Source organism: Paraburkholderia graminis C4D1M (assembly GCF_000172415.1).
Taxonomy (GTDB): domain Bacteria; phylum Pseudomonadota; class Gammaproteobacteria; order Burkholderiales; family Burkholderiaceae; genus Paraburkholderia; species Paraburkholderia graminis.
Genome location: NZ_ABLD01000004.1, coordinates 36,061 through 59,935, shown reverse-complemented (window position 1 = coordinate 59,935; position 23,875 = coordinate 36,061). Strand labels below are relative to the sequence as shown.

23 protein-coding genes and 1 pseudogene are annotated in these 23,875 nt (G+C 63.6%); 11 read left to right on the top strand and 13 right to left on the bottom strand.

All coding sequences use genetic code 11. From position 1 onward, the window contains the following. Positions 1 to 41: 41 nt before the first annotated feature. On the top strand, positions 42 to 629 hold the full coding sequence (locus tag BGRAMDRAFT_RS08345) for a c-type cytochrome (protein ID WP_006048267.1): 588 nt from the start codon (positions 42 to 44) through the stop codon (positions 627 to 629). Between the two features lie 1,011 nt (positions 630 to 1,640). Here the strand turns inward: BGRAMDRAFT_RS08345 and BGRAMDRAFT_RS08335 are convergent. Both BGRAMDRAFT_RS08335 and BGRAMDRAFT_RS08330 read right to left on the bottom strand, forming a co-directional pair. Continuing rightward, complete coding sequence (locus BGRAMDRAFT_RS08335) at positions 1,641 to 1,958, bottom strand: hypothetical protein (RefSeq protein WP_006048264.1); 318 nt, start codon at positions 1,956 to 1,958, stop codon at positions 1,641 to 1,643. Positions 1,959 to 2,161: 203 nt separating this feature from the next. After that, on the bottom strand, positions 2,162 to 3,076 hold the full coding sequence (locus tag BGRAMDRAFT_RS08330; protein WP_006048263.1) for a LysR family transcriptional regulator: 915 nt from the start codon (positions 3,074 to 3,076) through the stop codon (positions 2,162 to 2,164). A 96-nt stretch (positions 3,077 to 3,172) separates the two neighbouring features. On the opposite strand from BGRAMDRAFT_RS08330, the gene BGRAMDRAFT_RS08325 reads away from it, so the two are divergent. After that, positions 3,173 to 3,931 carry an SDR family NAD(P)-dependent oxidoreductase gene (locus BGRAMDRAFT_RS08325; protein WP_006048262.1) on the top strand — a complete coding sequence of 253 codons (759 nt, stop codon included), beginning with the start codon at positions 3,173 to 3,175 and terminating at the stop codon, positions 3,929 to 3,931. A gap of 128 nt (positions 3,932 to 4,059) precedes the next feature. On the opposite strand, the gene BGRAMDRAFT_RS08320 is transcribed toward BGRAMDRAFT_RS08325, so the two are convergent. Both BGRAMDRAFT_RS08320 and BGRAMDRAFT_RS08315 read right to left on the bottom strand, forming a co-directional pair. Then, on the bottom strand, positions 4,060 to 5,349 hold the full coding sequence (locus BGRAMDRAFT_RS08320) for an MFS transporter (protein WP_006048260.1): 1,290 nt from the start codon (positions 5,347 to 5,349) through the stop codon (positions 4,060 to 4,062). Between the two features lie 79 nt (positions 5,350 to 5,428). Next, positions 5,429 to 6,703, bottom strand: coding sequence for a glucarate dehydratase family protein (locus BGRAMDRAFT_RS08315; protein WP_006048259.1), 1,275 nt, complete (start codon positions 6,701 to 6,703; stop codon positions 5,429 to 5,431). A gap of 217 nt (positions 6,704 to 6,920) precedes the next feature. On the opposite strand from BGRAMDRAFT_RS08315, the gene BGRAMDRAFT_RS08310 reads away from it, so the two are divergent. Further along, on the top strand, positions 6,921 to 7,625 hold the full coding sequence (locus tag BGRAMDRAFT_RS08310; RefSeq protein ID WP_006048258.1) for a GntR family transcriptional regulator: 705 nt from the start codon (positions 6,921 to 6,923) through the stop codon (positions 7,623 to 7,625). Positions 7,626 to 7,747: 122 nt separating this feature from the next. Here BGRAMDRAFT_RS08310 and rng read toward each other — a convergent pair whose 3' ends face one another. From rng to upp, 9 genes are all read right to left on the bottom strand, one after another. Continuing rightward, entirely contained in the window at positions 7,748 to 9,217 is a 1,470-nt protein-coding gene (gene rng / locus BGRAMDRAFT_RS08305) for a ribonuclease G (protein WP_006048257.1), read from the bottom strand. A gap of 9 nt (positions 9,218 to 9,226) precedes the next feature. Then, complete coding sequence (locus tag BGRAMDRAFT_RS08300; RefSeq protein ID WP_006048256.1) at positions 9,227 to 9,856, bottom strand: Maf family protein; 630 nt, start codon at positions 9,854 to 9,856, stop codon at positions 9,227 to 9,229. Positions 9,857 to 10,046: 190 nt separating this feature from the next. After that, a complete protein-coding gene (rlmH, locus tag BGRAMDRAFT_RS08295; protein WP_006048255.1) occupies positions 10,047 to 10,517 on the bottom strand; it encodes a 23S rRNA (pseudouridine(1915)-N(3))-methyltransferase RlmH in 471 nt (156 codons plus the stop codon). Between the two features lie 67 nt (positions 10,518 to 10,584). Further along, entirely contained in the window at positions 10,585 to 11,040 is a 456-nt protein-coding gene (rsfS, locus tag BGRAMDRAFT_RS08290) for a ribosome silencing factor (protein WP_006048254.1), read from the bottom strand. A 4-nt stretch (positions 11,041 to 11,044) separates the two neighbouring features. Next, a complete protein-coding gene (locus BGRAMDRAFT_RS08285; protein WP_082366961.1) occupies positions 11,045 to 11,785 on the bottom strand; it encodes a nicotinate-nucleotide adenylyltransferase in 741 nt (246 codons plus the stop codon). A 46-nt stretch (positions 11,786 to 11,831) separates the two neighbouring features. Then, positions 11,832 to 12,755, bottom strand: a complete 924-nt coding sequence (gene hemF / locus BGRAMDRAFT_RS08280) for an oxygen-dependent coproporphyrinogen oxidase (protein WP_006048252.1) — start codon at positions 12,753 to 12,755, stop codon at positions 11,832 to 11,834. Positions 12,756 to 12,949: 194 nt separating this feature from the next. Beyond that, a complete protein-coding gene (gene purD / locus BGRAMDRAFT_RS08275; RefSeq protein WP_006048251.1) occupies positions 12,950 to 14,248 on the bottom strand; it encodes a phosphoribosylamine--glycine ligase in 1,299 nt (432 codons plus the stop codon). 237 nt (positions 14,249 to 14,485) lie between these two features. Next, a complete protein-coding gene (locus BGRAMDRAFT_RS08270; protein WP_006048250.1) occupies positions 14,486 to 15,214 on the bottom strand; it encodes a YebC/PmpR family DNA-binding transcriptional regulator in 729 nt (242 codons plus the stop codon). 336 nt (positions 15,215 to 15,550) lie between these two features. Continuing rightward, a complete protein-coding gene (upp, locus tag BGRAMDRAFT_RS08260) occupies positions 15,551 to 16,201 on the bottom strand; it encodes a uracil phosphoribosyltransferase (RefSeq protein WP_006048249.1) in 651 nt (216 codons plus the stop codon). Positions 16,202 to 16,448: 247 nt separating this feature from the next. Between upp and BGRAMDRAFT_RS08255 the strand changes: the two genes are divergently transcribed. The 8 genes and pseudogenes from BGRAMDRAFT_RS08255 (at position 16,449) to kdpC (ending at position 23,759) form a co-directional block, all read left to right on the top strand. After that, the gene (locus BGRAMDRAFT_RS08255) at positions 16,449 to 17,228 is read left to right on the top strand and encodes an SDR family oxidoreductase (RefSeq protein WP_006048248.1); all 780 of its coding nucleotides are present in this window, start codon (positions 16,449 to 16,451) and stop codon (positions 17,226 to 17,228) included. Positions 17,229 to 17,339: 111 nt separating this feature from the next. Then, positions 17,340 to 17,729 carry a methylglyoxal synthase gene (locus BGRAMDRAFT_RS08250; RefSeq protein WP_006048247.1) on the top strand — a complete coding sequence of 130 codons (390 nt, stop codon included), beginning with the start codon at positions 17,340 to 17,342 and terminating at the stop codon, positions 17,727 to 17,729. A 101-nt stretch (positions 17,730 to 17,830) separates the two neighbouring features. After that, entirely contained in the window at positions 17,831 to 18,805 is a 975-nt protein-coding gene (locus BGRAMDRAFT_RS08245; RefSeq protein ID WP_006048246.1) for a quinone oxidoreductase family protein, read from the top strand. Positions 18,806 to 18,992: 187 nt separating this feature from the next. After that, positions 18,993 to 19,103, top strand: coding sequence for a hypothetical protein (locus BGRAMDRAFT_RS08240; RefSeq protein WP_006048245.1), 111 nt, complete (start codon positions 18,993 to 18,995; stop codon positions 19,101 to 19,103). Beyond that, the gene (gene kdpF / locus BGRAMDRAFT_RS08235) at positions 19,100 to 19,192 is read left to right on the top strand and encodes a K(+)-transporting ATPase subunit F (RefSeq protein ID WP_006048244.1); all 93 of its coding nucleotides are present in this window, start codon (positions 19,100 to 19,102) and stop codon (positions 19,190 to 19,192) included. Before BGRAMDRAFT_RS08240 ends, kdpF begins: the two co-directional genes overlap by 4 nt. Then, the gene (kdpA, locus tag BGRAMDRAFT_RS08230; protein ID WP_006048243.1) at positions 19,189 to 20,994 is read left to right on the top strand and encodes a potassium-transporting ATPase subunit KdpA; all 1,806 of its coding nucleotides are present in this window, start codon (positions 19,189 to 19,191) and stop codon (positions 20,992 to 20,994) included. The genes kdpF and kdpA overlap by 4 nt, the downstream gene beginning before the upstream one ends. Before the next feature lie 35 nt (positions 20,995 to 21,029). Continuing rightward, positions 21,030 to 23,152 (top strand): annotated as a pseudogene (kdpB, locus tag BGRAMDRAFT_RS08225) (potassium-transporting ATPase subunit KdpB). Positions 23,153 to 23,180: 28 nt separating this feature from the next. Then, the gene (gene kdpC / locus BGRAMDRAFT_RS08220; protein ID WP_006048240.1) at positions 23,181 to 23,759 is read left to right on the top strand and encodes a potassium-transporting ATPase subunit KdpC; all 579 of its coding nucleotides are present in this window, start codon (positions 23,181 to 23,183) and stop codon (positions 23,757 to 23,759) included. Positions 23,760 to 23,875 lie beyond the last annotated feature (116 nt).

The window sequence follows — 23,875 nt, the reverse complement described above, 5'->3', positions numbered from 1 at the left end:
CGATAATGAGAGGTCTTCGAACCTTTATCGGCAGACACGTCATGCGTTTTCTTCATTCCACGCTTGCAAAGATTGTTGCCACCGCCGTCGGTCTGCTCGTGCTGATCGGCGGCGGCGCGCTTGCATTCGTCCGTTCCGGAATTTACGACGTATCGGCGAGTTCGAAAGACAATCCGTACCTGGCCGCGGCGCTGCACGCGACCTACGAAGCGTCTCTGCACCGGCATGGGGGACGCGACATCGCACCTGGCGATCTACTGTCGCTCGAAAACGTTCGGGCCGGTGCGCGCATGTACGACGCCAACTGTGCGACCTGTCACGGCGCGCCGGACAGTCCGCTGAGCGCGGTGGGTCAAGGCATTCAGCCGGCCGCGCCCTCGCTGCTGGCTGCGCAACGCCGCAATAAGCCGGAGCTGATGTTCTGGGTCATCAAGCATGGCGTCAACATGACGGCGATGCCGTCGTTCGGGAAGACGCAGTCTGACCAGACGCTCTGGCAGGTGGCGGCGTTTATCTACGCCGAGCGCGGGGTATCGAAGGAACAGTATGACGGGATGGTGCACGGCGTGTCGAGCTCGGGCACCGCCGCGCCGTCAGCCCGCATTGCGTCGGGCGCTCACGCTCAATAAGAGCCGCGAGTTACCAAACACGAAATGAAGCGCTTCCTGATCACGCTGCAATGCGTAGTGATCCTGACTGGTTGCGCGGCACAGGAAGTGAAGCACCCGGCGACGCGCGATCGGGTTACTCGCGGACAGATCGTCGATTACGACGGCAATGTCTGTCACGAACAAAACATGCACGTGAAAATGCCAGCGTGTTCTTTGCCTCACATGTCGACCACATGCTATTCAGATGGTCCGCGGCATCGGCTATGTGATTAACAGCAAGCGATGAATTTCCGCGGTGCTGCTGCACCGGTTACATCAGCGAGTACTATGGAAAGCGGAACTGGCAAACGGTCGTCGGCGGGCAGGCGCGGTTCATGCGCGGCATTCCTGAATTACGCTGGCGATTGCCGTTCGATGGGAGACGTCGATGACTACGATACTTAAATCACGAGTGACGATGGGACTGCTTGTCGCGAGCTGCATGGCCGCCACGGCCACTGCGCACGCGGATGACCGCCTCTTGAAGCTGCTGCAACTGCAAACCTTGAATCGCACGGCCCCGACTGCTGCGCCAAACAAAAAGAACAATGCCGCCGATAACAGCACGCGCAAGGACGAAGGGGCGGACGGCCGATCGTCCCAACCACAGCCCTACAATCGCGGCTCGCAGAGTGGCAGTACACCGCCCAGGCGACCGTAACGGCTGCTGCCGTTTTTACCGTCGCGGCATGATCGCTGGCAGGAGCGCCCGCTCAACCCGCCGTGAGTGTGAGTTCAGCGGTGCTCCCGACATAGTCATACTTATTGACGCTTCGAAGCCTCCTTCTTCAGCTTCTTCGCGTCTTTCTTTTCCTTCGGCGTTTTTGTAGCGACTTTCTTTTCCGTCTTTTTCGCGTCGTGGGCTTTGCTCATGATGACTTCCTTTTTTATGTAAGACTTTCACAGTGTTCGACTCGACGCGTGCAGATATGCAGGCATCTGTCGACTCACCAATTTAATTGCCACGCGCATTACCGGCGTGAGCCAGGATCAGTGCCTCGGGCCTTTCATTCCCTCCGCTTCCATAGCGGCATTGCGCTCCTCGCTTGCTTCAATCGGATCCATTGTCTCGTCGGAAAAGGTTGTCGCGCGTTCGGCGGCGGATCTCACTTCGTCCACCGTCGCACCGGCTTCTGTGTCTTCGTCTAACGGCGGCACAAGCATGTCTTTGAGTAGAAGCTCCAGCTCCGGCGTGTCCCACGGCTCGCCTCGCCGGCTTTTCGTCTTTATATAGTGCCTGACTTCTGCGTCCTGCTCGGGAGTCAATGGGAGACCGCGAAAGGTGCCTCGAGAGGTAGAGTCGTCCATTGCGCTGCTCCCGGAATTCAGTACCTCAAGTGTAGTCCTGTTGGCTTCGGAAATCGCGAACTATTGGTCGGGCGGAGCTACATCAGCACGATATCGTACTGTTCAGTTTTAGATGCGACCCGCGCATGTCCGCAATATCTCGGGCGATATGGCGAGCCCGATTCGGTCGCCGCGTTCGCGGTTCATCGAACCATCAACTACATTCATGCGCGCTCGCATTCGGCCTTGACGAAGTCGACGAACGCGCGCAGCGGCGCGGGCAGGTAGCGGCGTCCCGGATAGTAAAGATAGGGCCCGGGAAAGCGCAACCACCACGGCTCCAACACCGGTTCGAGGGCGCCGCTTTCAAAGTGCGGACGGAGCCAGTCGTCGAATAACTGCACGATGCCGTTGCCCGCGAGCGCGACGTCGACCGACAGTTCCGCGGAGCTCCCCGTGCGCACGATCAACGGCCCCTGCGGCTCGATCCGCACGGTTTTGCCGTCGCGTTCGAAGAGCCATTCGGCTATTGCGCCGCTAGAGAAGCGGTGCCGCAGACAGGCATGCCGCACAAGATCGTCGGGATGTTCGGGCCGTCCGTGCCGTGCCAGATACGCCGGTGAGGCGCCGAGCGCCATGCGCTGCTCGCGCGGGCCGATAGGCACCGCGATCATGTCCTGCTGGAGGCTTTCACCGTACCGGATGCCCGCGTCGCAGCCTGCGGACAACAGATCGACGAAGCTGTCGTCAGCGACGACTTCCAGTTCGATCTCCGGATACATCGACAGGAACGCCGGCAGTATCCGCGGCAGGATGAGCCGCGCGGCGACCACCGGTACGTTCAGCTTGAGCTTGCCGAACGGCTTGTCGCGGAATTGATTGACCACGTCGAGCGCCGCTTCCAGTCCGTCGAGCGCGGGCTTGAGCTGCGACAGCAGGCGCGTGCCCGCTTCAGTCGCAGCGACGCTGCGCGTCGTGCGATGCAGCAGCCGCACGCCGGTGCGCGTTTCGAGGCGGCGCACCGCTTCGCTGACGGCGGACGGACTGCTGCCGATTGCGCGCGCAGCGTCGCGGAAACCGCCAGCTTCTATCACGGCGACGAACGCCGTCAAATCCTTGATGTTCGGTGCAATGGTCATTGTTCGTCTATTCCGCACAGCCCGTGCGGTGTGCGCAGGCTTATCGTCCGGCATGCCGGTCATTACGATCGACGCATGTTCAATGGAGGAATCGCCATGCCAGCAAGTAAGATCGCAATCGTCACCGGCGGCAGCCGGGGTCTAGGCCGCAACACAGTGCTGAGGCTCGCGGAGCGCGGCATCGACACTGTCTTTACGTATCACGTGAATCGCGCGGCCGCCGACGAAGTGCTCGCCAAAGCCCGCGCCACAGGGAGCAGATCGGCGGCCTTGAAGCTCGATACCGGCGACGCCAGTGCGTTCGACGCATTCGTCACGACGCTGCGCGACACGCTGAGGGAATGGGGCGCCGACCGCTTCGACTACCTCGTCAACAATGCAGGGAACTCGCATCATAACCGCATCGAAAACACGACTGAAGCCGAGCTGGACGCACTCTACAACATCCCCTTCAAGGGCGTGTTCTTTCTGACGCAGAAGCTGCTGCCGCTGATTCGCGATGGAGGCGGAATCGTCAATGTTTCGAGCGGACTCACGCGCATCATCGTACCGGAGAGCGGGCCTTACGGTTCGATGAAGGCCGCCGTCGAAACGCTGACCAGGTATCTGGCGAAGGAACTCGGGCCGCGCCGCATCGCGGTCAATGTGGTCGCGCCGGGCGCTGTCGAGACGGATTTCAGCGGCGGCATCGTGCGTGACAACCCGGAGATGAACCGGCGCATCGGGGAGATGACCGCGCTCGGCCGCCCCGGCGTGCCCGACGACATCGGCCCGATGATTGCCTCGCTTCTGTCGGAGGACAATCGCTGGATCAACGCTCAACGCATCGAGGTGTCAGGCGGGCTCGCGATCTGACGCTGCCATTCATTCAGGCGACGGCGCGCACGCTCGATATGCGCGCCGCTTGCTGACCAGTCACGAAACGGAACCAGTGCGGGAATCGACATGCCGCACAGGCTCCGCGTTTTACTGCAAAGGGTTTTTCAATCGCGCAATTTCACCGGCGCCATGCGTGGCATGAGCAGATGGATGATGCCGAGCGCGACCAGATAGGCCGATGCGCCAACCGCGAAGAGCGCCCAATACTGGCCGGTGCGCTGCAGCGTCTCGCCGATCACGCCCGAGTAGAAGAACGAGCCGACCATGCCCGCGACGCCGCCGATGCCGACCACCGTGCCCACCAGGCGGCGCGGGAACACATCGCCTACCAGCGTGACGAGGTTCGCCGACCATCCCTGGTGCGCCGCGGCGGCCAGACCGACTGCGAAGACCGCGTACCAAAGGCTTTGGAAATGTGAGAGGGTGGCAATCGGCACGACGCACACCGCGCAGATTCCCATCGAGATCTTGCGCGCAAAGTTGGGCTTGTTATATCGCGCCATCAGGTGCGACGAGAGCCACCCGCCGGCCACGCTGCCGACCGACGCCATCGTGTAGATCGCGATCAGCGGCAAGCCCAGATTGCGGATGTCGATGTGCCTCGATTCATTGAGCCACTTGGGCAGCCAGAACAGATAAAACCACCACACGGGATCGGTCAGCAGCTTGCCGACGATAAAAGCCCATGTCTCCCGATACTTCAGTACGGAAAGCCAACTGACCGATTGTTCGACGGCTTCGTCGCGGTCCGAATTGATGTAATCGAGTTCGCTCTTCGACACCGACGGATGCTGCGCAGGCTGCCGGTACACGAACAGCCACACCGCGAGCCAGATGAAACCCGTGGCGCCGCCCGCGATGAAGGTCGCACGCCAGCCCCACATGACCGCCGCGATCGGCACGAAAGCCGGCGCGACGATTCCGCCGATGGTGGCGCCCATGTTCCAGAGGCCCGTCGCCAACGCGCGTTCTTTCTTCGGAAACCACGTGGCCGTGGTGCGGATCGCGACCGGAAAGTTGGCCGCTTCGCCAAAACCGAGCAGACCTCGCACAGCCGCAAAGCCCGGTACGCTCGACGCCACCGCGTGCAGCATTGCGGCGAGACTCCACATTGCCATTGCGCTGCCGTACACGGCCTTCGTGCTGAAGCGGTCCGCGATCCGGCCAAAAATCGCGAGGCCGACCGCATAGGCGACAGTGAACACCATGACCGTCTGCGCATACTGAACCTGATTCCAGCCGATGTCCTTCTGCAGCAGCGGCGCGAGCAGGCCGAGCATCTGACGATCCATGTAGTTGATCGTCGTCGCAAAGAAGATCAGCGCGCAGATCGTCCATCTATAGCGGCCGACCGCGCTTTGCGCGCCGGCGGCTTGGGCTTCCATTATTTTCATTGTGTCTCCGGAGATTTTGAGGATGGTTGCGCCGGCGCGCGGTCGGGAAAGCCGCTTAACGCGCGGTGCGAACGGTCCTTTAAAAGCGCGGGTTCTTGCCGCTAAAGGCCGGGTCGTACTTTCGCATCTGCGCCAGGTCGTCGCGATTGCGCACGCCGCACGACAGGTACTGCGCGTGCAACTCCGCGAGCCGCTCGCAGTCGAGTTCGACGCCAAGGCCCGGCGTGTCCGGTACGCGGACCGTGCCGTTATCGAACTTCACGCGGCCGCCCTTGATGACTTCTTCTTCCTGCCACGGATAGTGCGTATCGCACGCGTAGGTCAGGTTCGGGATGCTTGCGGCGACATGCGTCATCGCCATCAGGCTAATGCCGAGATGCGAGTTCGAGTGCATCGACATGCCGAGATCCCACAGCTTGCACATGCGCGCGAGCGTCTGGGTTGCGCGCAGCCCGCCCCAGTAGTGATGGTCCGACAGCAGCACCTTGACCGAGCCCATTTCGGCGCCGAGCCGGAAATCTTCCATGGTCGTGATCACCATGTTGGTCGCGAGCGGCAGGCGCGTGTGCCTGGCGAGTTCCGCCATGCCGGCGAGGCCGGGGCACGGATCTTCGTAATACTCGAGCAGGTCGTCGAGTTCAGGCGCGGCCGCGATGCTCGTTTCGAGCGTCCAGTTCGCATTCGGGTCGAGCCGCAGCGGCATGCCGGGGAACGCGTCGTGCAGCGCGCGCATGCATGCTATTTCGTGCTTCGGCTCGAATACGCCGCCCTTCAGCTTGATGCTCTGAAAACCGTACAGGCCGATCATGCGGCGCGCCTGCGCGACGATCTGCTCCGGGCTCAGGCCTTCGCCCCAGGCGTCGGGCGCATAGGGTTTATCGACGTGCTCCGCGTACTTGAAGAAGAGGTAGGCGCTGTACGGGACGGCATCGCGAACCTTGCCTCCCAGCAGATCCACGACCGGCGCGCCGACAATCTGCCCTTGCAGGTCGAGCATGGCGACTTCGAGCGCGCTGATTACTTTGGGCGCGTTCTTCGCCGAATGGGAGCCGGGCGCCAGTTCGAACTCAACCGCGCCGGGACTCGCCTTGATCGCGCCTCGCACGCGTTCTTCCATGCGGTTCAGGTCGAACGGCGAGAGGCCGGTCACGAGCGCCCTGGCCTCTTCGAGCACGCGCAGCATCGGCTCGTCGCCGTAAGTTTCGGAGATGCCGACGCGGCCGTCGCTCGTTTCCAGTTCCAGAATGGCGCGCAACGCCCAAGGTTCGTGAATCCCGGCGGCGTTCAGCAGCGGGCCGTCGCGAAAGGCGATCGGAGTGATTCGAACCTGCGTGATGGTGATGTCGCGAGTCATGGCGTGAAGGTCTTCAATGAAGAAAGCGAACAAGGTGACGCGATGGTAAAGCACTAATGTATTAGTGCGTCAGTAGGGTAACTACTCAGGCGCGGCCGGCGCGGCAACGCGCCGAGGCCTTACTGGAAGGGGCGGGCGTCGGCTATAGTACTAATGTCTTAGCCAGTGTCCTTTGCCGGCTGCGCCCGCTTTCCCGCTTTTAGCGCTTCGGTTTGCCATGAAAAACAACGCCAGCTCTTCCGTGGTGACCCGGCTCGACCGGTCCCGCCATGCCGCGCCGCAAGTATTCGAACGACTGCGCGAAATGATCCTTTCACTCGAACTGACACCGGGCACGGTGCTCTCGCGCGCTGAGCTCGCAAACCGCTATGGTTTGAGCCAGACGCCGGTGCGCGACGCGCTGATGAAGCTCGGTGAAGAAGGCCTCGTCGACATCTTTCCCCAGCATGCGACCGTCGTCAGTCAGATCAACGTGAGCTCCGCGTTGCAGGCGCATTTCCTGCGCCGTTCGATAGAACTGGAAGTGGTGCGGACCCTCGCCGAGCAGCACGATGCCGCGCTTATCGCGGCGTTGCGCGCCACCATCGCGAGGCAAACCGAACTACTGGACCTGAACAACTATGAGCGCTTCGCGTTGTTCGACCAGACGTTTCATCGTCAGATGTACGAGGCCGCGGGCGTGCCGCAGTTGTGGGACCTGGTGCGCAGGCTGAGCGGCCATATCGACCGGTTGCGTCGTTTGCATTTGCCCGTCGAGGGCAAGACGATGGCGGTGGTGCAGGAGCACACAGAAATTGTCGATGCTATCGAACGCGGCGACGCGACCGCGGCGCAGGCGGCGCTGCGCGGGCATCTGTCGGGAACCCTGCATCAGATCGAGCAGATTCGCACCAGTCATCCGGACTTTCTGACCGACGATTGAAACGCGGCACAGTGTGTCAGTGTGGAGGCTCGCGAGCGGGCAGCCTTGCTGGAACTGTTGCGCTGGCCGCAGTGCGCGCAGTTTTTCGATGTCTGCGCGGAACGCCTCGGCCTTAGGCGAAGCTACATCAGCACGATATCGTACTGCTCCTGACTCAGATTCGACTCCACCTGTAACGACACCGGCTTGCCGATAAAGTCGATCAGCATCGCCAGATGCTGCGACTCTTCCTCGAGGAAAAGATCGATCACCTGCTGCGACGCCACCACGCGAAACTCGCGCGGATTGAACTGCCGCGACTCGCGCAAAATCTCGCGCAGCACGTCGTAGCAGACCGTGCGCGGCGTCTTGACCTGGCCCTTGCCCTGGCAAACGGGGCAGGGCTCGCACAGCACATGCGCGAGCGACTCGCGTGTGCGCTTGCGCGTCATCTCAACGAGCCCAAGTTGCGAAAAACCGTTCACCGTCACGCGCGTACGGTCGCGCGACAACGCTCGCTTCAGCTCGCTCAGCACCTGGTCGCGATGCTCGACGTTTTCCATGTCGATGAAGTCGATGATGATCACGCCGCCCAGATTGCGCAGCCGCAATTGGCGCGCAATGGTATGCGCCGCTTCGAGGTTGGTCTTGAAGATCGTGTCGTCGAAATTGCGCGCGCCGACGTAGCCGCCCGTATTCACGTCGATGGTGGTCATCGCCTCGGTCTGGTCGATCACCAGGTAGCCGCCCGACTTCAGGTCGACACGGCGCGATAGCGCGCGCTGAATCTCCGTCTCGATGTTGTACAGATCGAAGAGCGGCCGCTCTCCCGTGTAGTGGTGCAGTTTCGAGGACACGGCAGGCGTGAACTCGGCCGCAAAGTCGGCCAGCATCTGATACGTCTCGCGCGAATCCACCTGGATGCGCGACGTCTCGTCGTTGACGAAATCGCGCAGCACGCGTTGCGCGAGATTCAGATCCTGATAGAGCAAACTGGTCGGCGGCATGCGCTGACCTTGCGACAGAATCGTCGCCCACGTCTTGCGCAGATACGCGACGTCCGCGGCAAGCTCTTCGCTCGTCGCATCTTCGGCAATGGTGCGAACGATGTAGCCGCCTTTCTCATCGGCGGGCAGCACGGCGGTCAAACGCGCGCGCACCGCTTCGCGCTCGGCTTCGCTCTCGATCTTTTGCGAAATGCCGATATGCGGTTCCTGCGGCAGATAAACGAGCGTGCGGCCGGCAATGCTCACTTGCGTGGAAAGCCGCGCGCCCTTGGTGCCGATCGGGTCCTTCACCACCTGGACCATCAGCGTCTGACCTTCGAACACGATCTTTTCGATGGGCTGATGCGGCGTTTGATGTTGCGGCTCACCGGCAATGCGCGGATGCCATATATCCGCGACATGCAAAAACGCGGCACGTTCGAGACCGATGTCGATAAACGCCGATTGCATACCCGGCAACACGCGCACGACCTTGCCGAGATAGACGTTGCCGACGCGGCCCCGCGACAGCGTTCGTTCGACGTGAAGTTCCTGGACGGCGCCTTGCTGGACGAGCGCGACGCGCGTTTCCTGCGGCGTGACATTAATCAGGATTTCTTCATTCATGGTGTTGTTCTAGAAGTCGATGCGCGCTGCACGCAGAAGGGCAGCGGTTTCAAAAAGCGGCAAACCCATGATACCTGAATAGGACCCGTCGATATGCTCGATAAACTCCGCGGCGCGCCCTTGCACGCCATAGGCGCCCGCCTTGCCGAGCGGTTCGCCGCTCGCCACGTAGCGGCGAATCGCGTCCGCGTGCAGCGCAGCAAAGCGCACCTTCGACACAGACAGCGCGGCCGGCAACAACTCACCCTGTGCATCGACGACGGCAACCGCGGTCAGCACTTCGTGATCGCGGCCCGCGAGGCGCGTGAGCGTCGCGGCGGCATCGTCGGCGTCGAGCGGTTTGCCGAGAATCGCGTCGTCGATGGTGACCGTTGTATCCGCAACCAGAATCGGCCGCGCGGCATGAGCGCCGGCTACGAGACGCGCATGCGCGGCGCGCGCTTTAGCCACGCACACGCGCTGCACATAGTCGCGCGCACGCTCACCTGGCAGTTCGGCTTCGAGGGCTTCGGCATCTTCGTCGGGGCGCGGCAGCAGCAACTCGAAGCGCACGCCGATCTGTTGCAACAACTCCTGGCGGCGCGGACTCTGCGACGCGAGATAGACGAAAGGATGCAGCGAGGCAGCGGACGTTGGCATAACGAGTCTCGTTGGAACGGATTAGCGGTAGCGCGATGATGTCGGGCGCGAGGTGCGGACAGGCGTTATCGCGCTGCGCTCGCGTGCAAAGGCGCGGGGACGGACGCCATTGAAGCAATGCGTCGCATGCGTCGAGTGGTGATGCAATACGATGCGGCGCGGGACGTGGCGCGTCACCGTCCGCGTCTGCTCACACGCGATGATAGGGGTGATTTTGCGTGATGGTCCACGCGCGGTAAAGCTGTTCGGCGAGCAGCACGCGCACCATCGCGTGAGGCAACGTGAGGCTCGACACGCGCAGCAGCAGATCGGCGCGCGCCTTCAGTTCGGGGTCGAGTCCGTCAGCGCCGCCGATCAGAAACGCGACGTCGCGGCCGTCCTGCTGCCAGCCGGGCAGGGCGCCCGCAAGCTGCATGGTGGTCCAGTCCTTGCCGCGTTCGTCGAGCGCGACAATGCGCGCGTTCTTCGGCAGCGCGGCTTCGATCTTCACGCGCTCGGCGGCCATCACGCTTTCGGCCGAGCGCGCCGACGAACGCTGCTCCGGCTTGATCTCGCGCAGTTCGATGCGCAACTCGGGCGGCATGCGTTTCGCGTATTCGTCGAAGCCCGTCGCGATCCAGTCCGGCATCTTGTGGCCGACGGCGAGAATGTGCAGTTTCATCGAGCTTTAGTGCGCTGCTCGCGGACGTCTACAGTGAACGGATCGAAGAGAACCGGGCAAAGCCCGCTCACTTGCGTCGCGTGGCGGTCTTGCGCGCGGGCTTTTTGACGGCCGGCGCTTCGTCGTCCTCGTCTTCTTCGTCGGGCTCGCTCGAACGCGCGCCGCCGAACGGATCGGGCGTCGACAGCTTCAGACGCACCGGCTTGTCGCCCCAGATTTCCTCGAGGTTGTAGTACTGGCGCAGCGCCGGTTGCAGGATGTGGACGATCGCGTCGCCGCAATCCACCAGCACCCATTCGCCGATGTCCTCGCCCTCGGTGCTGATGATGTCGCCGCCGGCTTCCTTCACGCCTTCGCGCACGCTCGAGGCGAGCGCCTTGGTTTGCCGGTTCGACGTGCCGCTCGCGACGATCACGCGATCGAACAGCGCGGTCAGGTGGCTGGTGTTGAACACCTTGATGTCTTGCGCCTTGACGTCTTCGAGAGCGTCGACGATCACGCGTTGCAGTTTGCGAATATCCATGAGGTTACCGGTGGTACAGATGATGTTGAAGAATGTAGTCCCACACCGCGGTGGGGACGTGGCTTGCGGCCTCGCCGTGCTGTTCGCCGCCTACATGGGCAAGCCGCTGGCTCACCTGTTCGCGCAGATGCGCGCGAATGTCGGTGGCCGAAACGTTGAACGCGAGCGTCGTGTCGATCAGCAAGTGGCCGCAAGGCGTGGCTTGCAAGACCTCGGCGCCGGCGCGGCGCGCGTCGATTTCCTGCGCGACAGCGGGCGGAATCGACGCGAGATCGAAGCCGGGCCGCGTGGCCGCGCAGATGTGCGCGAACTCGAACAGGCGCCGCCAGTCGCGCCATGTGTCGAGCTTCACCAGTTGATCCGCGCCGATCAGCAACGCAATGGACGTCTCGTTGCCTTCACGTTCGCGCCAGTGTTGCAGCGTGTCGACGGTGTACGTCGGGCCTTCGTGCTCGATTTCGTCGGTGGCGACTCGCACCTCGACGCCGGGCAGCTTCAGTTCGCTTGCCGCCGCGCGCGTCATTGCAAGCCGATGCACGGCCGGCGACACGTCCGCTTTCTGCCACGGCTGGCCGGCCGGCAGCAGCACGAGCTCGGTCAGACGCAGCACGTGGGCGAAACGCCGCGCGAGCGCGAGGTGGCCGTCGTGGATCGGGTCGAAGGTGCCGCCGAGCAGACCGATCCGGCGAGGCAGCGCAACGGGATGAGCGTTCGGCTTCAGGTAAAGATCCTTTGTCGTGGCCAGGTGGCGGGCAGTGCGGGCTTCCGGAATTCCGGGGCGCTCACAGCACTCAAACCCACTCGCGCGGCACGAGAAAATCGCTGTAAAGGCGCGCTTCCGGCGTGCCCGGCTCGGGCTGCCAGTTGTAGCGCCAGTTCGCCACAGGCGGCATCGACATCAGAATCGATTCGGTGCGTCCGCCGCTCTGCAGCCCAAACAGTGTGCCACGGTCGAAGACCAGATTGAACTCGACGTAGCGTCCGCGCCGGTAAGCCTGGAAATCGCGCTCGGCCTGGCCGTACGGAATGTTGCGGCGCTTTTCGATGATTGGCAGGTACGCTTTGAGGAATCCCTCGCCCACGCTTCTCATCATCGCGAACGATTGATCGAAGCCCGGCGCCGAGTAATCGTCGAAAAAAATCCCGCCGATGCCGCGCGGCTCGTTCCTGTGCTTGAGGAAGAAATACTCGTCGCACCAGCGCTTGAAACTCGGATAGAGGTCGGCGCCATAAGGCTCGAGCGCATCGCGGCACACGCGATGAAAGTGCCGCGCGTCTTCTTCGTAACCGTAGTACGGCGTCAGGTCCATGCCGCCGCCGAACCAGAACACCGGCTCTTCGCCGGGCTTGGTCGCGATCAGCAGGCGCACGTTCATATGCACGGTCGGGCAGTGTGGATTGTGCGGGTGCAGCACGAGCGACACGCCCATTGCCTCGAAGCCGCGCCCGGCCAGTTGCGGACGCGCCGCGCTCGCGGAGCCCGGCAACGCGTCGCCGGCGACGTCCGAAAAGCCGATGCCCGCGCGCTCGAAGAAGTCGCCGCCTTCGAGAATCCGCGTGCAGCCGCCGCCGCGCAGCTTTTCGCCGGGCGTGCGCTGCCATGCGTCGGTGGCGAAGGGCTTGCCGTCGAAGGCGCCCAGGGTGTCCGCAATCTGCGTTTGCAGGCCTTGCAGCCAGGTGCGCACGGCTTGTGCGTCGTAGCTCGAATCGGTCATCAATGCAGGTGCTGAAGGCGGCACGCCGGTGCCGCGGGTTCGTCGTGAAGCGCCGCGCTGGGTGGGGCGGAGGTTGCCGCAAAGGTGCGGCCGTTCAGTGCGGATTGCCGCCGCGCGGCAACGAGCCGCCGCCAACCCGCAGTGTAGCGCCGTTGGCGCGGCACACGGGCAGGGCGGCATGGCGGACTGGCGCTTCAGTGCTTGCCTTCGGTCCTGGCGTCGTGCTTGCGGTTCAATGCGCGATAGCCGATGTCGCGCCGGTACTGCATGCCGTCGAACGAAATCTGGTTGATCGTTTCGTACGCGACCGACTGCGCGCTGCGCACCGAATCGGCCAGACCCACCACGCACAGCACACGGCCGCCCGACGTGACCAGCTTGCCGTCCGCGTAAGTCGTGCCCGCATGGAAGGTGACCGAATCCGCCGTTTCCGCCGGAATGTCGTTGATGCGGTCGCCCTTGCGCGGCGTGTCCGGATAGTTGTACGCGGCGAGCACCACGCCGAGCGCGGTGCGGCGGTCCCACTCCAGTTCGACCGTATCGAGCGTGCCGGCAATCGCCTGCTCGACCACCTTCGAATAGTCGCCCTTCAGACGCGCCATGATCGGCTGCGTTTCCGGGTCGCCCATGCGGCAGTTGAACTCGAGCGTCTTCGGATTGCCTTGCGCGTCGATCATCAGACCGGCGTACAGGAAACCCGTGTAGCGGATGCCTTCCTTCTCCATGCCGCGCACTGTCGGCAGGATGATTTCGCGCATCACGCGCGCGTGCAGTTGCGGCGTGACGATAGGCGCGGGCGAGTACGCGCCCATGCCGCCGGTGTTCGGACCCTGATCGCCGTCGAGCAGACGCTTGTGGTCCTGGCTCGACGCAAGCGGCAGCACATGCTTGCCGTCGACCATCACGATGAAGCTCGCTTCCTCGCCCGCCAGAAACTCTTCGATCACGACGCGCGCGCCGGCGTCGCCGAGCTTGTTGTCCGACAGCATCATGTCGACGGCGGCATGCGCTTCTTCCAGCGTCTGCGCGACGACCACGCCCTTGCCGGCAGCCAGGCCGTCGGCCTTGATGACGATCGGCGCGCCCTTCGCATCGAGATACGCGTGCGCGGCGGCGACATCGGCGAACGTTTCGTACTCGGCCGTCGGAATCGCGTGGCGTTTCATGAATGCCTTCGCGAAGTCTTTGGAGCTTTCGAGCTGCGCCGCTTCCTTCGTCGGTCCGAAAATCTTCAGACCGCGCGAGCGGAACAGATTGACGATGCCCGCGGCGAGCGGCGCTTCCGGCCCGACCAGCGTGAAGGCGATCTGTTCCTTCTCGACGAAATCGGCGAGCGCAGCCGGCTCGGTGATGTCGACGTTGCGCAGGCGCTCGTCCTGGGCGGTGCCGCCGTTGCCAGGAGCCACGTAGACGAGCTGGACCCGCGGCGATTGCGCGAGCTTCCATGCGAGCGCATGTTCGCGACCGCCGGAACCGACGACGAGTAACTTCATGTGAATCCCCGAGACTTAAAAACCAAAAACGGCGGCCGCCCTGTGCGGCGGCGAGCCGTGCAATAACAGTGAGTTCCGCCATGTTCGCAGCCGGTTGTGGCGGCGCAACGCATGGCGAACCCGGACGAGGGCAGCGCGACAGGACGCCTCAGCGCCGTCCCGGCCAGGCCCGTTCAGCAGCAACGTTGAAACCGGCCGGCGGCATGCGCACAAAGGCGGCTTGCCCGGCCAGCGGCTTCATTCGTCGGCGATCGCGGCGTTTGTATAGACTTCCTGCACGTCGTCCAGATTTTCCAGCGCGTCGAGCAGCTTCTGCATTTTCACGGCGTCGTCGCCGGTGAACTCGACCTCCGTCTGAGGTTTCATCGTGACCTCGGCCACTTCGGCCTTGAAGCCCGCGGCTTCGAGCGCAGTCTTCACCTTCGGGAAATCGTTCGGCGGGCAGACCACTTCGATGCTGCCGTCCTCGTTCGTCACCACGTCGTCGGCGCCGGCTTCGAGCGCCGCTTCCATCAGCTTGTCTTCGGGCGTGCCCGGCGCAAACAGGAACTGGCCGACGTGGTCGAACATGAACGACACCGAGCCGTCAGTGCCCATGTTGCCGCCGTTCTTCGAGAACGCGTGACGCACTTCCGCGACCGTGCGCGTGCGGTTGTCGGTCATGGTGTCGACGATCACCGCCGCACCGCCGATGCCGTAGCCTTCGTAGCGGATTTCTTCGTAGTTCGCACCGTCGACGCCGCCCACGCCGCGCTGGATCGCGCGGTTGACGTTGTCTTTCGGCATGTTGGCGTCGTACGCCTTTTCGACGGCGAGCCGCAGACGCGGATTCGAGTCGATGTCGCCGCCGCCCATGCGCGCCGCGACCTGAATTTCCTTGATGAGCCGCGTCCAGACCTTGCCGCGCTTGGCATCGGCCGCTGCTTTCTTATGCTTGATGTTGGCCCATTTCGAATGACCCGCCATACCTTTCTCCGTCGCGCGCGCCAGCGGGGCGCGCAGTGTGCAATTGTCGTTGCGATTTTTCAGGCGCTCGTCAAGGCGCCTCGATGTCAAATTCGTGCCGGCCGTTCTGCCCGGCTGCGCGCCGCCGGTCCTGGCTGATTGCCTGCGCTGCATGGCGCACCGGAATGCCCGCCGCGCCTCGCGCTGCGCGCGAGGCCGTGCTTCGAGTGGATTCGAATTTTATCACGCCGCGGGGGTGCGGCAGAGGCGGGCGTGGCCTGAGATTGCCCGACATTGCGGGAAAAGTATGCGTGCGCGGCGCGAACCAGGCGCCGCACACCGGCTTTTCGACAACGCTCAGTTCTTCGTGCCGAACAACCGGTCGCCCGCGTCGCCCAAGCCCGGCACGATGTACGCGTGCTCGTTCAGATGCGAATCGAGCGACGCGACGAAGAGCTTCACGTCGGGATGCGCGTCCTGGAACACCTGCACGCCCTCGGGCGCGGCGACGAGCGCGAGGAACAGGATGTTCTCGCCGGCCACGTTGCGGCGCTTGAGCACGTCGACCGCATGCACGGCCGAGTAGCCGGTCGCGACCATCGGATCGCACAGAATGAACACGCGGTCTTCGAGATCGGGCAGGCGCACCAGATATTCGACCGGCCGGTGGTCCTCGGCCCGATACACGCCGATGTGGCCGACGCGCGCCGACGGCACCAGTTCGAGCAAACCGTCCGACATGCCGATGCCCGCGCGCAGCACCGGCACGATCGCGAGCTTCTTGCCGGCGATCACCGGCGCGTCGATCTCGACGAGCGGCGTGTTCAGGCGGCGCGTGGTCATCGGCAGATTGCGGGTGATTTCGTAGCCCATCAGGAGCGTGATCTCGCGCAGCAGCTCGCGGAACGTGCGCGTGGACGTGTCCCGGTCGCGCATGTGCGACAGCTTGTGCTGGATCAGCGGGTGATCGAGGATGAAAAGATTGGGGAAACGGCTGTCCTGAGTCATGGCGGGGGCACACGCGGCGGGTAAGAGATCGATTCGAGGCCGATTCGGAGATCGGTTCGGCGCTTCGCCCGGCCGGCGAACACAACTTGCGACGACCGGCGAACGCGCCACGGCGCAAGTTTACCGAAAGAGTGCCACCCGAAGATACCGAAGATTGCAGCGGGCCGGCGCAGCCTGGCACCGATTCTTCTAGAATCGGGGGAAACTTTGCAACCATCGGCAAGACGCCAGCGAGGAGAACGCACACATGGACATGGGAATCGCAGGACGCACGGCGCTGGTTTGCGCGGCGAGCAAGGGCCTGGGGCGCGGCTGCGCGGAAGCGCTCGCCGCCGAAGGCGTCAACCTGACGATCGTCGCGCGCACCGCCGAGACGCTCGAGGCGACGGCCGACGAGATTCGCCGGCAAAGCGGCGTGCAGGTGAACACGGTCGCGTGCGACATCACCACGCCCGAAGGCCGGGCCGCCGCGCTCGCCGCCTGTCCGCAGCCCGACATTCTCGTCAACAATGCGGGCGGCCCGCCGCCGGGCGACTTCCGCAACTTCACGCACGACGACTGGATTCGCGCGCTCGAAAGCAACATGCTGACGCCGATCGAACTGATCCGCGCGACCATCGACTCGATGAGCGCGCGCGGCTTCGGGCGCATCGTCAACATCACGAGTTCGGCGGTGAAGGCGCCTATCGACGTGCTGGGCCTCTCCAACGGCGCGCGTTCGGGCCTGACCGGTTTCGTCGCGGGCCTCGCGCGCAAGATGGCGCCGACCGGCGTCACGATCAACAACCTGCTGCCGGGCATGTTCGACACGGATCGCATCGCCGTCACGATGGCGGCGACCGCAAAATCGCAAAACATTTCCGTCGATCAGGCGCGCGAGCAGCGCATGAAAGCGATTCCCGCAGGCCGCTTCGGCACGCGCGACGAGTTCGGCCGCGCCTGCGCGTTCCTGTGCAGCGTGCATGCGGGCTACATCACGGGACAGAACTGGTTGATCGACGGCGGCGCGTATCCGGGCACTTTCTAGACGCGTGCAGTCGTCTTCTTCGCAGCGCCTGCCCGACAAGCAGCCCAGCAGTCAGCAATTCCAGCAGCATCACAACAACGACAATCACAACGGTTTCAGGAGTCTTACGACATGACCACCCGCATTGCGCTGATCGCGCACGATCACAAGAAGGACGACATCGTCGCGCTGGCCGGCGAATACGTCGACACGCTGCGGCGCTGCGACATCATCGCGACCGGCACGACGGGCGGACGCATCAGCGACGCGCATGGGCTGCAGGTCGAGCGCATGCTGTCGGGCCCGCACGGCGGCGACCTGCAGATCGGCGCGCAACTCGCGGAAGGGCGCGTGGACATGGTGATCTTTCTGCGCGATCCGATGACGCCGCAACCGCACGAGCCGGACATCAACGCGCTCGTGCGCGCGTGCGACGTGCACAACATTCCGTGCGCGACGAACATTTCGACGGCGCGCATGGTGCTCGACGCGCTCACGCTGCGTATCACGCAGCAGGTTTGACGCCGCACGCGCGCGGCTGATCGGCAAACACTCATTGGCAACATTCAACGGCAACATTCAACGGCAGCATAAATAGCCGGCATTCCATCAAGGAGACGTGAATGGTCAAGGCAATCCGATTCGATCAAACCGGCGGTCCCGAGGTCATGAAATGGGTCGACGTCGAAGTGGGCGACCCCGGCCCCGGCGAGATTCGCATTCGTCAAACGGCGGTCGGGCTCAACTATATCGACGTGTACTTCCGCACCGGCCTGTACCCGCTGCCGTTGCCGGGCGGCCTCGGCATGGAAGCCGCCGGCGAAGTGATCGCGCTCGGCTCGGACGTGAGCGATCTGAAAACGGGCGACCGCGTCGCGTATGTGGCGAGGCCGCCCGGCGCGTATGCGCAGGAGCGCGTGCTGCCGGCGGCGCAGGTCATCAAACTGCCGGATGCCGTCAGCGACGAACAGGCCGCCTCGGTGATGCTGCAAGGTCTCACCGCGCAATATCTGCTGCGCCGCACATATCGGGTTAAGGCCGGCGACACGATCCTGATCCAGGCCGCGGCGGGCGGCGTCGGCCTGCTGGTGTGCCAGTGGGCGAAGGCGCTCGGCGCGACGGTGATCGGCACGGTCGGCTCGGACGAAAAAGCGGAGATCGCGAGAGCGCACGGCTGTGACCACGCGATTGTCTATACGCGCGAAAACTTCACGAAGCGCGTGCGCGAGATCACCAACGGCGCGGGCGTGCCGGTGGTGTACGACTCCATCGGTAAAGATACGTTTGCCGGCTCGCTCGATTGCCTCGCGCCGCTCGGCATGTTCGTGAGCTTCGGCAATGCGTCGGGGCCGTTGCCGCCGATCGACTCGTCGGAATTCGCCGGACGCGGCTCGCTGTTCTTCACGCGCCCGACGTTGTTCACGTATATGGGCAAACGCAGCGACTACGAAGCGATGGCCGCCGAACTCTTCGACGTGCTGGTCTCCGGCAAGGTGAAGACGAACATCAACCAGCGCTACGCGCTTGCCGACGTCGGTCAGGCGCATGCGGAGCTCGAGGCGCGCAAGACCACGGGTTCGACGATACTGCTGCCGTAGTTTTAGTTTTCCCGAAGTTTCGCGTTTCACAGGAAGGGCCGCTCCATCTCGCGATGGAACGGCCCTTTTGCATTGCGAGTCTCTCCGTTTACGCGATTTTTATACGGCCTGTACAAGCTTTGATCGGGCCTTTACGCGCGCGCGCCTATCGTTGCGGCTATCCAAAGTCCGTCAATGGAGAACAACAATGGATGTGCTGTACGTCGGAGCCATCGCGCTCTTTGCCGCGCTGACCTTTGCATTGATCGCCGGTTGCGAGAAGCTGCTGCTCTCCCGCAGACAGGGAGCGCGCTCATGAACTGGATGCTGTGGATGTCGGGTGCGGCGACCGCGCTGCTGTTCGCGTACCTGGTCTATGCGCTGTTGCGCGCGGAGGACATCGAATGAATTCGAGCAATGTCCTGCAAGCCGGGCTCTTTATCGTCGTGCTGCTCGCTGCGGCCGTGCCGCTGTCGCGCTATCTCTGCGGCGTGATGGACGGGAGTTCGCGCGTGCTGCGCGTCGGCGGACCGATCGAGCGCCTGTTGTATCGCGCGGCCGGCGTCGATCCGTCGAGCGAAATGAGCTGGAAGCATTACGCGGTCGCCGTGATCGCGTTCAACGTGCTGGGCGTCGTGTTTCTGTATGCGCTGTTGCGCGTGCAGGGCTGGCTGCCCGGCAATCCGCAGCAGCTTGGCGCGATGACCGTCGACGGTGCGTTCAATACGGCGGTCAGTTTCGTGACCAACACGAACTGGCAGGACTACACGCCGGAGCAGACAGTCGGTTATCTCACGCAGATGCTCGGCCTGACCGTGCAGAACTTCTTGTCGGCGGCAACCGGCATCGTGGTGGTGATCGCGCTGATTCGCGGCTTCGCGCGCCATACCGCGCAAACCATCGGCAACTTCTGGGTCGACCTGACGCGCGTGACGCTTTACGTGCTGCTGCCGATGTCGGTCGTGTTTGCAGCGCTGCTGATGAGCCAGGGCGTGATCCAGAACTTCAAGAGTTACGAAGACATTCCCACGTTGCAGACGACGACTTACGCCGCGCCGAAACTCGACGCGCAAGGCAATCCGTTGAAGGATGCCAAGGGCAATGCGCTGACGGTCGACACGCCGGTTAAAACGCAGACTATCGCGATGGGCCCGGTTGCGTCGCAGGAAGCGATCAAGATGATCGGCACGAATGGCGGCGGTTTCTTCAACGGCAACTCGGCGCATCCGTATGAAAACCCGACGCCGTTATCGAACTTCCTGCAAATATTCGCCATCCTGATCATTCCGTCGGCGCTCGCTTTGGTGTTCGGCCGCATGATCGCGGATCGCAAGCAGGGCGTCGCGGTGCTCGCCGCGATGACGATTGCATTCGGCGTCTGCGTGTTCGGCGAAATCGGCGCTGAACAGAGCGGCAATCCGGCGTTTGCCGCGTTGCACGTCGATCAGTCGGCGAACGCGATGCAGTCGGGCGGCAACGCGGAAGGCAAGGAAACGCGCTTCGGCATCGCGCAATCCGGCATCTTCACGATTGCGACGACGGCGGCTTCGTGCGGCGCGGTGGCGAACACGCACGACTCGTTGACGCCGATCGGCGGCCTCTATCCGCTGCTGTTGATGCAGCTTGGCGAGGTCATCTTCGGCGGGGTCGGCTCGGGTCTGTACGGCATGCTCGTGTTCGCGCTGCTCGCGGTGTTCGTCGCGGGTTTGATGATCGGCCGCACGCCCGAGTATGTCGGCAAGAAGATCGAAGCGTATGAGATGAAGATGGTCTCCATCGTCGTGCTGCTGACGCCGTTGCTCGTGCTGGTGGGCACGTCGATCGCGGTGCTGAGCGAAGCGGGCAAGGCCGGTATCGCCAATCCGGGCCCGCATGGCTTCTCCGAAATCCTCTACGCGTTCAGCTCGGCGGCGAACAACAACGGCAGCGCGTTCGCGGGCCTCACGGTGGGCACGCCGTTCTACAACTGGCTGACCGCCATCGCGATGTGGTTCGGCCGCTTCGGCACGATCGTTCCGGTGCTCGCGATTGCCGGCTCGCTCGCCGCAAAGAAGCGCATCGGCGTGACGGGCGGCACATTGCCGACGCATGGGCCGCTTTTCGTCGTGCTGCTGCTCGGCACGGTGCTGCTGGTCGGCGCGCTGACGTACGTGCCCGCGCTTGCGCTCGGGCCCGGCGTCGAACATCTGATGATGATGGGCGCGCATTGACGCGGCCATGAGTCAACGCGACATTCGAGGATTCAATGACTGAACACAATGCAACGATGTCCATGTTCGACCCGGCGCTGCTGCGCCCGGCGATCGCGGATTCATTCAGGAAGCTCACGCCGCGCACGCAATTCCGCAACCCGGTGATGTTCTGCGTGTACGTGGGCAGTATTCTGACGACGGTTCTCTGGATCGCCGCGCTCGCCGGCCAGGCCGAGGCGCCCGCGGGTTTCATTCTCGCGGTCACGCTGTGGCTGTGGTTCACGGTGCTGTTCGCGAACTTCGCCGAAGCCCTCGCGGAAGGCCGCTCGAAAGCGCAGGCCGCGTCGCTTCGCAGCGCGAAGAAAGACGTGATGGCGAAAAAGCTCAACGAGCCGCATCCGAAGTCGCCGATCCGCATTGTCACGGCCTCGGACTTGCGCCGCGGCGACGTGGTGCTGATCGAAACCGGCGACGTGATTCCCGCCGACGGCGAAGTGGTCGACGGCGTCGCATCCGTCGACGAATCCGCGATTACCGGCGAATCCGCGCCCGTGATTCGCGAGTCGGGCGGCGACTTTTCGTCGGTGACGGGCGGCACGCGCGTGCTGTCCGACTGGATCGTCGTGCGCGTCACCGCGAATCCCGGCGAGGCGTTTCTCGACCGCATGATCGCAATGGTCGAAGGCGCGAAGCGTCAGAAGACGCCGAACGAAATCGCGCTGACCATTCTGCTCGTCGCGCTGACGATCGTGATGCTGCTCGCAACCGCGACGCTGTTGCCGTTCTCGATCTTCTCCGTGGAAGCCGCGCATCTGACCAATTCGGCGGGCCATGTGGTGACGATTACCGCATTGGTCGCGCTGCTCGTGTGCCTGATTCCGACCACCATCGGCGGATTGTTGTCGGCCATCGGCGTGGCCGGCATGAGCCGCATGATGCAGGCGAACGTGATCGCGACCTCGGGCCGCGCGGTCGAAGCGGCCGGCGACGTCGACGTGCTGCTGCTCGACAAGACCGGCACGATCACGCTCGGCAACCGTCAGGCGTCGCTCTTTATTCCTGCGCCGGGTTTGACCGAAGAAGCGCTCGCGGACGCGGCGCAGCTTTCGTCGCTGGCCGACGAAACGCCTGAAGGCCGCAGCATCGTCGTGCTGGCGAAGCAGCGCTTCAATATCCGGCAACGCGATATGGCCTCGCTGCACGCGGAGTTTCTCGCGTTCACCGCGCAAACACGGATGAGCGGCGTCGATCTTGCGCCGAAGGGAACGTCTTCGGACACGTCGCGCCGCGAGATTCGCAAGGGCGCCGCGGACGCGGTCAAGCATTACGTCGAAGCCAACGGTGGCCGTTTTCCGAACGAAGTGAGTCAGGCGGTGGCCGAAGTCGCGCGGCGCGGCAGCACGCCGCTCGTGGTCGCGGAGAAAGGCGAGCAGGGCGCGCGCGTGCTCGGTGTGATCGAGTTGAAGGACGTGGTCAAAGGCGGCATCAAGGAGCGCTTTGCCGAGCTGCGCAAAATGGGCATCAAGACCGTGATGGTGACGGGCGACAACCGGCTGACGGCTGCGGCGATTGCGGCGGAAGCCGGCGTCGACGATTTCCTCGCGGAAGCCACCCCCGAGGCGAAGCTCGCGACGATTCGCGCGCACCAGGCGGAAGGCCGGCTCGTCGCGATGACGGCGACGGCACCAACGACGCCCCTGCGCTCGCGCAGGCCGACGTCGCCGTCGCGATGAACACCGGCACGCAGGCCGCGAAAGAAGCGGGCAACATGGTCGACCTCGATTCGAATCCGACCAAGCTGATCGAGATTGTCGAGATCGGCAAGCAGATGCTGATGACGCGCGGCTCGCTCACCACGTTCTCGATTGCGAACGATCTCGCGAAGTACTTCGCGATCATTCCGGCCGCGTTCGCGACCACCTACCCGGCGCTCAATGCGCTGAACGTCATGCATCTCGCGACGCCCGCGTCCGCGATCATGTCGGCGGTGATTTTCAATGCGCTGATCATCGTGCTGCTGATTCCGCTCGCGCTAAAGGGCGTGCGCTATCGCGCGCTCGGCGCGGCCGTTCTGTTGCGACGCAATCTGCTCGTGTACGGACTCGGCGGAATCGTGGTGCCGTTCATCGGCATCAAGTTGATCGATATGGTGCTGGCCGCATTCGGCTGGGTTTGAAGCGGCTTGTCTTGAAGGAGTGATCGTCATGAAAAATTTGTTGCGTCCGTTGCTCGTTATTTTTGCGGTGCTGAGCGCCGTGACCGGTCTCGCTTATCCGGCGGTGATGACCGCAGTCGGTCAAACGCTCTTTCGCGACCAGGCGAACGGCAGTCTGATCGAGCGCGACGGCAAGGTCGTCGGCTCGAAGCTGATCGGTCAGCAGTTCGACGCGCCGCAGTACTTCTGGGGACGTCTGTCGGCGACCAGCCCGATGCCGTATAACGCGCAGGCTTCGGGCGGCTCGAATCTCGGGCCGACGAATCCGGCGTTGCTCGATGAAGTCAAAGGCCGCATCGACGCGTTGAAGGCAGCGGGCACCGACATGTCGGCACCTGTGCCGGTCGATCTCGTGACATCGTCGGGAAGCGGACTCGATCCTGAGATCAGCCCGGCGGCTGCCGCGTATCAGATCGGACGCGTCGCGAAAGCGCGCGGACTTGCGCCGAACGAAGTAGAGGCGCTGGTCGACCGTTATACGAGCGGGCGGCAATTAGGCATGCTCGGCGAGCGGCGCGTGAACGTGCTGCAACTGAATCTCGCGCTGGATGAGATGAAGCGCGGCTGAGCGCGTCGCTGAAGCACAATGCCGGCGGTTGCACGCGGCGTCGCCCAAGCCCATTCGCATCTGATTTGCGGCCGGGCCGCCGCCGTGCCACCATTGCACGCACCGCCGCGCGCCCA